The sequence below is a fragment of the Acidobacteriota bacterium genome, assembly GCA_016195325.1.
In the GTDB taxonomy this organism is placed as follows: Bacteria; Acidobacteriota; Polarisedimenticolia; order JACPZX01; family JACPZX01; genus JACPZX01.
This window is the reverse complement of record JACPZX010000062.1, coordinates 1-13875: the sequence shown is the minus strand read 5'-3', so window position 1 is coordinate 13875 and position 13875 is coordinate 1. Positions and strand designations below refer to the sequence as shown.

General features: G+C 70.3%; 12 protein-coding genes. 1 reads left to right on the top strand and 11 read right to left on the bottom strand.

Features of this window, described 5'->3' with window-relative positions; translation table 11 throughout:
• Positions 1 to 122: 122 nt before the first annotated feature.
• Complete coding sequence (locus HY049_11765) at positions 123 to 743, top strand: isoprenylcysteine carboxylmethyltransferase family protein (GenBank protein ID MBI3449577.1); 621 nt, start codon at positions 123 to 125, stop codon at positions 741 to 743.
• Here HY049_11765 and HY049_11760 read toward each other — a convergent pair.
• The 11 genes from HY049_11760 to mraY form a co-directional block, all read right to left on the bottom strand.
• On the bottom strand, positions 740 to 2926 hold the full coding sequence (locus HY049_11760) for a VWA domain-containing protein (GenBank protein ID MBI3449576.1): 2187 nt from the start codon (positions 2924 to 2926) through the stop codon (positions 740 to 742). The two genes, HY049_11765 and HY049_11760, sit on opposite strands and share 4 nt — an antisense overlap.
• A 574-nt stretch (positions 2927 to 3500) precedes the next feature.
• A complete protein-coding gene (locus tag HY049_11755) occupies positions 3501 to 3869 on the bottom strand; it encodes a hypothetical protein (GenBank protein ID MBI3449575.1) in 369 nt (122 codons plus the stop codon).
• Positions 3870 to 3940: 71 nt separating this feature from the next.
• On the bottom strand, positions 3941 to 5122 hold the full coding sequence (ftsZ, locus tag HY049_11750; protein ID MBI3449574.1) for a cell division protein FtsZ: 1182 nt from the start codon (positions 5120 to 5122) through the stop codon (positions 3941 to 3943).
• A gap of 65 nt (positions 5123 to 5187) precedes the next feature.
• Entirely contained in the window at positions 5188 to 6435 is a 1248-nt protein-coding gene (ftsA, locus tag HY049_11745; GenBank protein MBI3449573.1) for a cell division protein FtsA, read from the bottom strand.
• Positions 6425 to 7285 carry an FtsQ-type POTRA domain-containing protein gene (locus tag HY049_11740; protein ID MBI3449572.1) on the bottom strand — a complete coding sequence of 287 codons (861 nt, stop codon included), beginning with the start codon at positions 7283 to 7285 and terminating at the stop codon, positions 6425 to 6427. Before HY049_11740 ends, ftsA begins: the two co-directional genes overlap by 11 nt.
• 1 nt (position 7286) lies before the next feature.
• Positions 7287 to 8195, bottom strand: coding sequence for a UDP-N-acetylmuramate dehydrogenase (murB, locus tag HY049_11735; protein MBI3449571.1), 909 nt, complete (start codon positions 8193 to 8195; stop codon positions 7287 to 7289).
• A 15-nt stretch (positions 8196 to 8210) separates the two neighbouring features.
• The gene (locus HY049_11730; protein MBI3449570.1) at positions 8211 to 9575 is read right to left on the bottom strand and encodes a UDP-N-acetylmuramate--L-alanine ligase; all 1365 of its coding nucleotides are present in this window, start codon (positions 9573 to 9575) and stop codon (positions 8211 to 8213) included.
• Between the two features lie 107 nt (positions 9576 to 9682).
• Positions 9683 to 10783: an undecaprenyldiphospho-muramoylpentapeptide beta-N-acetylglucosaminyltransferase gene (murG, locus tag HY049_11725; GenBank protein ID MBI3449569.1), complete on the bottom strand. Its 1101-nt coding sequence runs from the start codon at positions 10781 to 10783 to the stop codon at positions 9683 to 9685.
• Between the two features lie 16 nt (positions 10784 to 10799).
• A complete protein-coding gene (ftsW, locus tag HY049_11720; protein ID MBI3449568.1) occupies positions 10800 to 11891 on the bottom strand; it encodes a putative lipid II flippase FtsW in 1092 nt (363 codons plus the stop codon).
• On the bottom strand, positions 11891 to 13330 hold the full coding sequence (gene murD / locus HY049_11715) for a UDP-N-acetylmuramoyl-L-alanine--D-glutamate ligase (protein MBI3449567.1): 1440 nt from the start codon (positions 13328 to 13330) through the stop codon (positions 11891 to 11893). Before murD ends, ftsW begins: the two co-directional genes overlap by 1 nt.
• The coding region (gene mraY / locus HY049_11710; protein ID MBI3449566.1) for a phospho-N-acetylmuramoyl-pentapeptide-transferase at positions 13327 to 13875 on the bottom strand (549 nt) is incomplete at its 5' end. The genes mraY and murD, both read right to left, overlap by 4 nt.

The following is a 13875-nucleotide window of genomic DNA, read 5'->3' as shown; positions in this document are numbered from 1 at the left end:
CGCATTGTAGCCGCAGCGAGGCGGATGCGGCCCGCGGCGTTTGATCGAGCGGGCGCCGCTGGAGTACGCTCTGCGCCCCGTTTCGTCGATCGAACGCGCGACATCGTCCGAGAGGTCCGCCCATGGCCTGGCTCAAGAAACCCACCTGGCGTCTCGCCATCGTCTACTCGCTCCTCGCCGCACTGATCTACACCGCGCGGCGCCCGTCGCCGCTGTCGATGACGCTGGGCCTTCTGCCCATCGTCGCGGGACTGGCCCTGAGGGTCTGGGCGTGCGGCCACCTCGTCAAGAACAAGCGCCTCACGACGACCGGCCCGTACGCCTACGTGAAAAACCCCCTCTACGTAGGGACGATTCTGATCACGACCGGATTCTGCGTGCTCGCGCAGCCGCTCCTCGTCCCGATCGTCTTCATCGGGTTCTACGCGTACTACATGCCTCGCAAGAGGAAGATCGAGGGGGATCGGCTCCGCAAGATCTACGGCGAGGCCTACGAGCGCTTCGAGAAGGCCGTCCCGGATCTCCTGCCGCAGCTCACGCCGTACCGGAGCGGCGACACCACGAGATTCGACGGCAAGCTCGTATTCGACAACAGCGAGCACGGGACGGTGATGTCCGTGGCCCTCGGCATCGCCCTGATCTTCGTCTCCGTCTGGCTGCGGGAATCGGGAAGCCTTCCCGCTCCATGGTGGGCTCCGACCGACTACCTCCCCCTGATACCCAGACACCTTCCCGGCCTCTAGCCGCCCGCAATCGCCGCGCGAGCCGACTCGAGGCGCGCGCGCCACTCGGCTCCCTCGGCCCCGCCGGACCCCTGGGGCGCGAGAAGCGCGTCGACGGCGATGAGCGCCTCGTGGCCGCCGAGCGCGACCAGCCGCCTCAGGGACTCCTCGCGCGGCACGGGCCCCCCGTTGCGGAACGAGAAGCCGTAGAGCGCCGCTGCCGACTCGCGCGCCGCGCTCCGGGCGGGCTCGGGTGCGGTCAGAAAGATCTCCACCGTGTCCACCGACGCCTTCGTCGGGTAGCCTGCCAGGGCCCGAAGGACATCCGGGATTCGGGGCGACCCCGGGGCCGCAGTGGCGATTTCGAGGAGCGCCGGGAGCGCGATCCGGTCGGCGAGCCTCGCGAGCGAGATGGCGGAGGCCTCACGGGCCTCCGGACATCGATCGTCGAGGGCGCGCGAAAGGATATCGGCCGTGACGCGCTCCCCGCGGTTGAGGGCGGCCATCCAGCCGAGGCCGTCCGCTGCGGCCGCCCGCAGCTCGCAGTCCTTCTCGCGCATGCCGGCCGAGAGAACCTCCATCGCGGCGGGATCTCCGATGTCGCCGAGGGCGCGCAGCGCCGAGGCGCGGGCCGGCCCTCCGTGCTGCGCGAGATCGGTGAGGGACGGCAGCGCCGCCGCCCCGTAGCGCACGGCCGCCTCGAAGGCGGCCGCGCGCACGTCGGCGTCGCTGTCGTGGATGAGCTTGAGGACTTTTCCCAGCGCGTCGGGCTCGCGACGCGATCCGAGCGCCGCCGCGGCCGCCGCCCGGACCTCCGGGAAGTCCGAGCGGAGCGCCTTGATCAGATCGGCGACAACCTCGGGCCCCCCCCCCGAGAGCCCCATCTCCCGGGCGGCTCGCGCCCGCTGCTGGCGGTTTCCGTCGCGGAGATCCCGCTTCAGCTCCTCGTTCGCGTCGAGGCGCGCGTACGTGCCGAGCGACGTCCGGATCTCCAGCCCCGGGTGATCCCCTGTGAGGGTGACCTTGATGGGTCGCTTCCTGTCCGCGTCGCGCGGCCTCGCCACGTCGTACTCGAGGACGTACGCCGAGAGCAAGCGCTCCCCCAGCCGCTTCATCAGGGCGCGGAGATCCTGCGACGGGTACATGTACCAGCCGCCGGTCTGGAGCGCGAGATCCTGCACGGCGAGGTACCCGCGCCCCGACGGGCCCGGAAGGATGAGAAGGATCGTCACCCCGGAGCGGATCGCCATCCTCGCCGCCTCGTTCAGCACCGGAAACATGGCCGCGGTGATCGGCTGGCTCGAGCCGCCGAAGTCGGTGTCCAGGCCGTCGGTCATCAGGATGAGGGCCTTGCGTCCCGGGAGATCCCGCATGTCTCGCACCGTCTCGAAGACGGCGCGGAAGAGGCTCGTGCTCCCCCCCGACGGGATCACCCCCGCGAGCGAGGCCGAGAGCGAGGCGGCATCATGGGTGAAGTCCTGGAGCACCGTGGTCTCGTCCGAAAAGACCGAGACGCGGACCTGATCGATCGGCCTGACGGCCGACAGGAGGTCGACGCACGCGGCCCCCCACTGCTTCATGTGGAACTGCATGCTTCCGCTGCGATCGACGAGAATGGCGAGCGAAAGCGGTATGTCGGAGCTGGCGGAGACGCTTCCGAGCGAGGTGACCTTGACCGGGGCATCCCCCTCGCGGACCGAGAAGTCCGAGGCGAGGAGCCCTTTCACCGGCGAGCCCGAGGCGTCGGCGACGGAGACGAGAATCTGGAGTCTTTCAATCGCCGTTCCCTCGACGAGCTCGTGGTGCTCCATCGAGAGCCCTCGCGTCGTCACGAGGTCCTCCGCGCTCGTCCCGTCGGCAAAGCGCGCCACGACACGAAAGAGATGGGACGAAAGGCTCTTCCCCGCGTCCCACGCCGCCGTGTAGGGAGGGAGAGGGTCCGAGGCGAGGAGGAGACCGTCGGCGAAAAAATCGACGTGCACGACGCTGACGCCGGTCGGCGGGATCACCGCGGCCTTCATCACGAGGGTGCCGTAGACGACCTCGGAGGCCGCGGGAGCGACGATTCGGACGGAGGCGCGCGGGGGAGGCGCGGCCTCCCGCGACGGCTCCGCCTGAGAAGCCTCGGCCCACGAAGCGATTGACGCGGCGACCGCAACGGCGGCGATCGACGCCTGGACGATTCGAGCCTGGCTTCGCTCCACTCCGGTTCCTCTCGCGGTCGACCGCGACGGCGCTCGCCGTCGTCGGGAAGCGTAGCCTTGGACCCGCGGGATGTCCCGCTCGTCCCGGCTTATGCTTTTACAGCAAAAAAAGTAATTCTTTCCCCTTGACCCCCTGTTATCTTTGTTGTATATGTCGGTTACCGTCTTCGATGAGGCGGGTCTGCCGGAGCAGCGATGGCCTCCGTGCTCCGGAGGGAACCGACCCGCAGCGTCGAAAGCCGGTTTGCCTCCAGGACCCCAAGCCTGGGGGGCCTCACCCCGCGTGCGCCAGTGGGTGTCTGCCCGACCCGTAGTAAGCTGGCGTCGCGCCTCGACCCATGCCCCGGCTGGGCCCGCAACCAGCCTCACCCCCGCGGGCTCAGCCGGGGCGATTTTTTTCATCGCCCCGGCACGGCTCGTCGCCGGATCCCCTCGTCCTCCTCCTGCCCTGCATGACGGCCGGCGCCGGCGCGCGCGCAGACGTCTCCCTGGATGCCGGCACGAGACGAACGCGCGTGGATCGGTCAGGTGGAGCGCAGGGAGGATGTGCGCGAGGCGGGTGGTTCCCGCAGGTTCAGACGCGCGCGGCGCGGGTCGGCCGGAGAAGCTGGTAAAGAAGGTAGCCCCCCCCGGCGATGACGAGAAGGGGGAGGAGGGGGAGCAGGACGGCTCCGAAGAACGCGATCGCGAGGACGGCGAAGATGAGCGCCCCGAGAAGGCCTGTCGCCATCAGGGCCATCGCCCCGACCGTGCCGCCCACGACGAGGCCGGCGAGGCGAAATGGCAGGAGCACCAGCCCCAGCGCCAGCTTCAGGATCAGGAAGACGATCGCCAGCACGAGCAGGACCGGAACGGCGATCAGGCCGACGACTCCCAGGACGAGGAGAGCGAGGATTCCGAGCATCACGAGCCTCCTGAGGCTGAACCCGCACGGCGCGCGCATCGGCTTCTACGACCCGCCGCGCGCGCGGGTTGCGTGCCGCGCGAAACTTCTCTGGCGAACCCGGTGAAATCCTAGTCCATCTGCCTCCTGAGGAAGGTGGGGACGTCGAGATCGTCCCTCAGATTGGTGAAATTCGGCCCATAACCTCCCTCATCCGTTCCAATCGGAACCGTCCGACCCGGGCCCTTGCGGAGAAACGGGGTCTCGGGACGTGCGTTCTTTCGCCCGGCGACGGGATCGGACGAAGGGCGCCCGGCCGCCGGTCGCGCAACGGCCTTCGCGTCGTCCTTGCGGACCTCGCGGAAACCAGTCGCGATGACCGTGACCTTGACGGTCTCCCCCATCGCCTCGTCGATGACGGTCCCGAAGATGATGTTCGCATCCTCGTGCGCCGCCTGGTGCACGAGGTTCGAGGCCTCGGCCACCTCGAACAGCGTCATCCCCGGACCGCCGGTGATGTTGATGAGCACCCCGCGCGCCCCCTCGATGGTCGCGTCCTCGAGAAGAGGCGATGAGATCGCCTTCTGCGCGGCCTCCGTGGCGCGCCCTTCGCCGGTGGCGATGCCAGTCCCCATCAGCGCCATTCCCATGCCGCTCATGATCGTCTTCACGTCGGCGAAGTCGAGGTTGATCTCGCCGGGGATGGTGATGAGGTCGGAGATCCCCTGCACCGCCTGGCGCAGGATGTCGTCGGCGATGAGGAACGCGCCCTGGAGCGTGGTCTGCCGATCGACGGTCGAGAGGAGGCGCTCGTTCGGAATGCAGATGACCGTGTCGAGGCACTCGCGCAGCTCGCCGAGGCCCAGCTCGGCCTGCTCGCGGCGCTTTCGCCCCTCGAACGCGAAGGGCTTCGTCACGACGCCGACGACGAGGGCGCCGAGCTCGCTCGCGAGCGACGCGACGACGGGGGTCGCCCCCGTCCCGGTGCCGCCGCCGAGGCCGGTGGTGATGAAGACCATGTCGGCTCCCTGCAGCACCTCGATGAGCTTCTCCGTGTCCTCGAGGGCGGCCTGCCGGCCCACGTCGGGGTTCGAGCCCGCGCCGAGACCCTTCGTGAGCTTCGACCCGATCTGGAGCTTCAACGGAGCGTGAGACGACTTGAGCGCCTGGCAGTCGGTGTTGACGACGACGAACTCGACCCCCGTCATCCGCGAGGCGATCATCCGGTTGACGGCGTTGCTTCCGCCGCCGCCGCAGCCGATCACCTTGATACGCGCTCCGACCATCGGATCGTCGTCGAAGGCGAGCTTCATCCGCGCGTCGCCGGCGCCATGGCCACCATCCATCGTGATCATCGATCCCCCTTGTTCCCGGAGCTCTACCTGCCGGCCCCGAAGATATCCGTGAAGAAACCCTTGACCCGCTGCGAGACCCTGCCCGTGAGGAACGCGGGCACGCGCATCGACTCGCGCGGCGCCCTGTGGGCCACCCCGTAGAGCAGTATTCCGACCGCGGTCGCGCACGCCGGCGACGACACGAGGTCGACCAGCCCGCCGACACCCGCGGGCCCGCCGCGGCGCACGGGCAGATCGAAGATCTGCTCGGCGATCTCCATGAGTCCCTCGAGCTGGGAGCCGCCGCCCGTGAGCACGATGCCGGTGGAGAGAGCCCCCTCGTACCCGCTCCGGGAGATCTCCTCCATCGCGAGGTTGAAGAGCTCCTCGCTCCGCGGCTGGAGGATCTCGCAGAGGATCTGTCTCGAGAGGCGGCGCGGCTTCCTCCCCCCGACGCTCGGCACGCTGATCGTCTCGTCGTCGTCGACCATCCGGGCGAGGGCGCAACCATACTGCACCTTGATCTGCTCGGCCTCCTGGATCGGCGTTCTCAGGCCGACGGCGATGTCGCTCGTGAAGTGCTCGCCGCCGGTCCGCACGACGGCCGTGTGCCTCACCGCCCCGCGCTCGAAGACGGCGACGTGCGTGGCCCCCCCGCCGATGTCCACGAGGCCCACGCCGAGCTCCTTCTCCTCGGATTTCAGGACCGACTCGGCGACCGCGAGCTGGTCGAGAACGATCTCGGACACCTCGATGCCCGCCCGGTTCACGCAGTTGGTGATGTTGTGCACCGCGGTCAGCGAGCCGGTCACCACGTGCACATTCGCCTCGAGCCGCGAGCCAGTCATGCCGATCGGATCGCCGATCCCCTCCTGGTCGTCGACCATGAACTCCTGCGGGATCACGTGGAAGATCGCGCGATCCGGGGGGAGTGAGATCGACCGCGCCGACTCGAGCACGCGGTGCACGTCGATGGTCCCCACCTCGCGATCGCGACCCGCGACGGTGACGACCCCCCGGCTGTTGAAACCCCGGATGTGCCCGCCCGCGATTCCCACGTGCGCCTTCTCGATCGTCACCCCGGCCATGGTCTCGGCTTCGTCGACGGCGGCCTTCAGGCTCTCGACCGCCGAGTCGAGGTTCGTGATGGACCCCCGCCTCAGCCCCCGGGCGGCCGAGCGGCCGACGCCGAGGACATCGATGGTTCCGTTGTCGCGCACCTCGCCGACGACGCAGCAGATCTTCGTCGATCCCAGATCGATCGCGGCGAGGTACCTCTCGTTACGCGCCACTCGTCTTCTCTCCCGTACGGTCCGGCATCACCGCGATCTCGCCGCGGAACCGAAGATCGATGTACTCCGCCCCGATACCGGCGGCCGAAAGCCTCAGTCTCACGTCGCCGAGCGAGCCCAGGTTCTTCGCCGGATCCTCCGGGCTCAGGTAGATCGGCGTCACGAAGTCACGGAGCGTGGCGGTGACCCGATCGGCGCGCGAGACGTCGAGCGTCGAAAGCCCCGCCGAGAACTCCGGAGCTCTCGACTCGAGCGCCTGGAGGGCGCGAATCCCCGCCGTCACCCGGGCGCGCGACACCCGCCCTTCCGCGCCGACCACCCCCGTGAGGATCGCGTGGTTCACGCCGGCGTACCTCGGCCCGTACCGTCCGATGTCGAACCCTTCCGCGTCCGTCATGTGGATGCCGTCCGCGGCCTGGACCAGCGCGAGGGTCTTCCGCGGCTCGACGAGCACCAGGATCGTCGACGGAAGGCGGCGCCGCACCGACGATCCCCTGACCCACGGGTTCCCCGCCGCCGCGCGCTGAACCTCCGCGATGTCGATCGTCAGCACGTTCTTCCCGAGGAGAGGCTGCAGCTTCGCCTCGACCTCGCGGTCGATCGTCTCCCCCGCCCCCTCCACGACGATCTGCCGGAGCGGAAACCGGTCGGGATCGACGAGGAGCAGCCACGCCGTCCGGAACCCGAACGCGGCGAGGCCGGCCCCGGCGAGCCACGCCGCGCACCAGATCGACGCGACGAGCGCGGTGCGCCGCTGGCGGCGCCGCCTCACCCTGCGGTTCCCCCCCGGCCTCAGGTAGCGGGGCTCCTCGGGAGCCGCCGGACCCTGGTTTCCCGGGGGCGTCAGCACGTCACAACCACCTGATGACTTCCTCCTGGAGCACGATCCCCGTGCGCCGCGCCACTTCCTCCTGGATCCGCCCGATGAGCACGAACAGGTCCTCGCTCGTCGCGTCGCCGCGGTTCACGACGAAGTTCGCGTGCACCTCGCTCACCGAAGCGCCTCCCACCGAGAGACCCTTGAGCCCCGCGGCGTCGATCACCCTTCCGGCCGAATCTCCCGGAGGATTCCGGAAGATGCACCCCGCGCTCCGCTCGCCCGGAGGCTGCGAGCCGGTGCGGCGCGCCTGGAATTCCCGGAGCCTCGCCTCGATCGCGGGCACGTCGTCCCGCAACAACGAGAAGACCGTCTCCACCACCGCCCCTTCGGACCGGAAGGGGCTCGTGCGGTAGTCGAAGTCTCCGGGTCCGACGTGGCGGCGCCGGCGCGTTCCATCCGGCGCGAGCCACTCGACCTCGACGACGTGGTCCGACATCTGCCCGCCGTACGAGCCCGCGTTCATCACGATCGCGCCGCCCATCGTCCCCGGGATTCCCTCCGCCCACTCGAGCCCGGCGAGTCCCCGCGCGGCGCACGCCCGAACGAAGCGCTTGATGTTGAACCCCCCGCCCGCGCGGGCGATCGCCCCCTCGAAGGCCGGCTCCTGCCGGATCGTCCGCGTCAGGATGACCGGGTCCTCGAACGGCCCCGGCCCGCCGACGACGTTCGCCCCGCCCCCCAGGACACGGAACGGAATCCCGAAGCCGTGCAGCTCGCCGAGGAGAGACGCGAGCGACGCGACCGTCCTCGGCCGGAGCAGCGTGCGGATCTCGCCCCCCACCCCGAGGCTCGTCAGGTCCGCGAGCCGTCTCCCCGTCTCGAGGCTCACACCGCATTCGGCGGCGATCGTCGCGATCGAGCGGGCGCGTTCGACGTCCAATCCCGTCCTCCATCTCTAATTGTCCCGGCCGCGGCCGCGGACGGTGCGCTTCTTCCGCTCGCCGCCGCGAGGGAGGAGAACGCGCTCGCAGATCCTCCCGACGTCCCCGGCGCCGAGCGTCACGACGATGTCGCCGGGGCGCATCGCTTTCCGCACCGCTTCCTCGGCCTCGTCGAGGTCCGCGACCAGCGTGACGTCGCGGTGGCCGTGGCTGCGGATCCCCTCGTACAGGAGCGCCGAGCTGATCCCGTCGATCGGATCCTCGCCGGCCGGATAGATCGGCGTCACGATGACGACGTCGGCCTCGTAGAACGATCGCGTGAACTCCTCGGCGAGGGCGCGCACTCGCGTGAAGCGATGAGGCTGGAAGACGGCGACGATCCGGCGCTTCCATCCCTCTTTCGCGGCGCGCAGCGTGGCGCGGATCTCCGTCGGATGGTGGCCGTAGTCGTCCACCACGAGGATGTCGCCGGGAAGCGTCCCCTTGAGCTGGAAGCGGCGATCGGCGCCGTGGAACGTGGCCAGGCGCGCCGCGGCGTCCTCGAACGCGACGTCGAACTCGAGCGCGACGGCGAGCGCCGCGAGCGAGTTGTGGACGCTATGCCGGCCGGGAACCCGGAGCCGCACCTCGCCGAGCCGCGCACCCTTCATCGACGCCTCGTAGCGCGTCTCGAAGCCGTTCATCTCGATGGCGGACGCTGTCAGATCGGCCTGCGCGCTCGCCCCGTACGTGAGGAGCTTCTTCGTCAGCCTCGGCATCAGCCCCTGAATCTCGGGATTGTCGAGGCAGACGACGCCGAGACCGTAGAACGGAACCTTGTTGAGGAAGTCGGCGAAGGCGTCCCGCAGCGCCTCGAGCGATCCGTAGTGATCGAGGTGCTCCGCGTCGATGTTCGTCACGACGGCGATCGTCGGATGGAGGTGAAGGAACGAGCCGTCGCTCTCGTCCGCCTCCGCCACCATGAGATCGCCGGAGCCGAGGCGCGCGCTCCCCCCGAGGCTCCCGAGCCGCCCGCCGATGACGATCGTCGGATCGAACCCCGATTCCGCGAGAAGGTGCGCGACCATCGACGTGGTGGTCGTCTTGCCGTGGCTTCCGGCGACGCACACGCCGTACTTCATCCGCATCAGCTCCGCGAGCATCTCGGCTCTCGGGATCACCGGGATGGCGAGACGGTGCGCCTCGGTCACCTCCACGTTATCGGCCTTCACCGCCGAGGAGACCACGACGACGTCGGCGCCGTGCACGTTCTCCGCGAGGTGGCCGGAAGAGATGCGGCCGCCGAGCCGCACGAGCTTTTCGGTCACGGGGCCGGCCTTGAGATCCGAGCCGCTGACGGCGAAGCCCATGTTCAGGAGGACCTCGGCGATCCCGCTCATCCCCGAGCCGCCGATGCCGACGAAGTGGAGGCGCGACGCCTTCCGGAAGGCGCGCGTCCCCCGCGAGGGCGACGCCGCGACGGGCTTCAGATTCCGGGCCGGGCTCGTCACGCCTTCGCCTCCGCCGCCGTCGCCCTCGACGAGGCGAGCCCTTCGATCAGCGCGGCGATCCGATCGGCGGCGTCGGGGCGGCCGAGGGCCCTGGCCGCCGCCGCCATCGCGTCGAGGCGAGCCTCGTCGCCCAGGAGAAGAGAGAGGGTCGTCGCCAGCCGCTCGCCCGTCAGATCGCGCTGCGCGATGACGACGGAGGCTCCCGCCTCCTCGAGGGCGCGCGCGTTGTGCGTCTGGTGATCGTGCGCCGCGGTCGGGAGGGGGACGAGGATCGACCCGCGGCCGGCCGCCGTGATCTCGGCCACGCCGCCCCCCGATCGGGCGAGGATCAGATCCGCCCCGGCCATCGCCCCCGCCATGTCGTCGACGAACGGGCGCACGTCGGCCTCGATTCCGGCGCGCTCGTAGGCGGCGCGCATCGCGTCGACCCCCGCGGCGCCGGTCTGGTGCAGGACCCGGAGCGCCCCCCGGAGCCGGCCGAGCTTCGGCGCGGCGTCGGCCATCGCCGCGTTGACCGCCGACGAGCCCTGGCTCCCTCCGTATACGAGGAGGTGCCGGGTCGCGCGCCCCTTCGGGCGCGGAGGCACGTGCGCGAACTCGGGGCGGATCGGGTTGCCGGTCACGATGCCGCGGCCGCGCAGGAAGCGCCGCGCGCCGTCGAAGGCGATCGCCACCTCGCTCGCGAACGGAGCGAGCCAGCGGTTCGTCATCCCGGGGGCGAGGTTCTGGTCCTGGATGAGGGTCGGGATGCGCCGCAGGATCGCGGCCGCGAGAATCGGGCCGGAGGCGTACCCGCCGACCCCCACCACGACTTCGGGCCGCTCGGCCCCGGTGATCCGGAGCGCCGCGCCGAGGGCGCGGGGAAGCATCGCGAGGCCGCGAGCCGTGGCGCCGACGCTCTTCCCCCGAAGCCCCGCGACGGGGATCGTGATCAGGCGGAACCCGGCCTCGGGCACGAGCTTCGTCTCGAGGCCCCGCGCCGTCCCCACCATCACGACCTCGCACCCAGGGGCGCGCGCGGTGAGCGAGCGCGCGATGGCGATCGCCGGAAAGATGTGCCCTCCCGTCCCGCCGCCCGCGATGAGAACACGTCGCATCCGAATCCCATCTCCTTCAGCTTCCGTACTGCGAGGCGTTGAGGAGCACGCCCGCGGACAGGAGGCTCACGACCATCGACGAGCCTCCGTACGAGATGAAAGGCAGCGGCAGACCCTTCGCCGGAAGGATCCCGAGGCAGACGCCCATGTTGATGAAGGCCTGTCCCACGAGCATCACGGTCACCCCGCACGCGAGGAGCGCGAGGTGCGTGTCGGGGGCGCGCGACGCGACGTAGAGGCCGCGCGCCATGAGGACGAGGAACGCGGCGAGAACCGTGACCGTGCCCACGAGCCCGAGCTCCTCTCCGATGTTCGAGAAGACGAAATCGGTGTGCGGGTAGGGAAGGAAGAAGAGCTTCTGACCTCCTTCGCCGAGCCCGCGGCCCGTCACCCCGCCGGACGCCACCGCGATGCGCGACTGCCGGACCTGGTAACCGGCGCCGCCAGGATCGCCGTCGGGGTTGAGAAACGTCTCGATGCGCCCGCGCTGGTAGTCGTTGAAGACGACCGACACCGTGATCGCCGCCATGACGAGGAGCGCCGGGACGAGGAGGTAGCGCGCCTTCATCCCCGCCGCGAAGAGGAGCGCCCCGGTGACCATCGCGATCGCGAGGGCGGTGCCGAGATCCGGCTGCACCGCGACGAGCGCGACGACGACGCCCGCCGCGACGAGCCCGCCGAGGATCGGGCCGCGCGGCTCCGCGATCTCGGCCTGCCGGCGCGCGACGATCTCCGCGAGGAAGAGAAGGACGGCCAGCTTCGCCAGCTCGGACGGCTGGAACGAGGCGCCGGGGAGGCGCAGCCAACGGTGCGTGCCGTTCGTCGGCGCGCCGAGGAGCGCGAGGACGAGCAGGACGAGCGTCACCGCGAGCAGGCCGCGGGTCAGCCACGGGCTCTGCAGCCTCCGGTAGTCGATCTTCATCAGGAGGACCATGCCGGCGAGCCCCGCCACGAGCGCGATCGACTGCTGGCGCAGGAAATGGTACGGGGTGCCGAACTGCCTCTGCGAGATCACCGCGGAGGCGCTGTAGATCATGAGGAGGCCGCCCGCCGAGAGGAGCACGACGAGGGTGAAGATGATCGGGTCGAACGACCGCTTGGCCGCCATCAGCCCCTCCCGCCCCCGGTGTCGATCTCGCCGATGACGCGGACGAAGTCGTCGCCCCGCGCCGCGTACCCCGTGTACGCGTCGAACGACGCGCACGCGGGGGCGAGGAGGACCACGTCCCCCGGCTGCGCCGCCTCGACGGCGGCGCGCGCGGCCGCGGCGAGCGCCCCTCCTTCGATGATCGGGATGGCGCCCTTCAGGCGCGCCGCAATCCTCGGCCCCGCCTCGCCGAAGGTGACGACGGCCCGCACCCTCTCGCGCAGGTGAGGGATCAGGGAGGGAAAGTCGCCCCCCTTGTCGCGCCCGCCGAGGAGAAGCACGATGGGCGTCTCGAACGATTGGATCGCGCGGATCGTCGAGCCGACGTTGGTCGCCTTGGAATCGTCGTAGACGACCGCCCCCCGCACGCGCCGGACGAATCGCAGCCGGTGCGGCAGCGCCTGGAAGGCGATCACCGCGCGGCGGATCGCCTCGGGCGGAGCGGAGAGGGCCCGGGCGATCGCCGCCGCCGCCGCGACGTTCTCGAGGTTGTGGCGCCCCGGCAACGGGACCTCGCGCGACTCCATCAGCGGGACGGCCCGCCCCGAGTCGACGTGCACGAGCTCGCCTCCCCTGAGGACGACCCCTTCGGCGACGTTCCCGGCGATGGAGAAGGGGATGAGGCGCGCGCGAAGGCCCGTGCGGAGCGACCACGTCTCCGGGTCGTCCGCGTTCAGCACGGCGGTGTCCTCCGCCGTCTGGTTCATGAAGACGCGCGCCTTCGCGGCGTAGTAATCCGCGGGGCCGGGGTAGCGATCCTGGTGATCGGGGCTCAGGTTCGTGACCGCCGCCACCTTCGGGTGGAACGTCTCGATTCCCTCGAGCTGGAAGGACGATACCTCGGCGACGTAGACGACGTCGGGACCGTCCCCCCCCGTCGGCTGCGGTCGTCCGAGATCCTTCACGTACACGTCGCCGGCCGGAGGGCCGACGAGCGAGATGAGCGGGAGGCCGATGTTGCCGCACGGCCGCGCGCGCCTTCCGGCCTCGTCGAGCATGGCCGCGGCGAGCGCCGTGACGGTGCTCTTGCCGTTGCTCCCGGTGATCGCGACGAGGGTCCCCTGGAGATGGCGGCTCGCGAGCTCGACCTCTCCCACGACTCCCGCGCCGTGCTCGACCGCGGCGCGCAGCGCGTCGAGGGCGGGCGGCACACCGGGGCTCACGACCACGAGGGAGCACCCCGCGAAAACGTCGCGCGGATGGCCTCCGCACTCGACGATCGCCCCGTCCGCGCGCAGCTCCGCCGGCAGCGCGCCGAGATCGTTCTCGGCGCGCGCCTCGCTGACGACCACTTTCGCCCCGCGCGCAAGAAGGAAGCGCGCCGTGGCGGCGCCCGACATTCCGAGCCCCATCACGCCCACCTTCCGCCCCCGCAGCTCCATGACGCCATGCCCCCTCACCTCAGCTTCAGCGTCGAAAGGCTGACGAGCGCGAAGATGATCGCGAGAATCCAGAACCTGATGACGACCTTCGGCTCCGCCCACCCGGCCTTCTCGAAGTGATGGTGGATGGGCGCCATCCGGAAGACGCGCCGGCCGGTCGTCTTGAAGGAGGCGACCTGGATGATCACGGAGATCGCCTCCATCACGAAGAGCCCGCCGACGAGCACGAGCAGGATCTCCTGCTTGATGAGGACGGCGACGGTGCCGATGCCCCCGCCGAGCGCCATCGAGCCGACGTCCCCCATGAAGACCTGCGCGGGGTTGCAGTTGTACCAGAGGAAGCCCAGCGAGGCGCCGACGAGGGACGCGCAGAACACCGTGAGCTCGCCCGCCCCCTTCACGTTCGGGATGCCGAGGTAGTCGGCGACCACCGCATGCCCGACGACGTAAGCGAGGATGGCGAACGTCGCCGAGGCGATGAGGACCGATCCGATCGCCAGGCCGTCCAGCCCGTCGGTGAGGTTCACCGCGTTCGACGACCCGACCAGCACCAGCAGCACGAG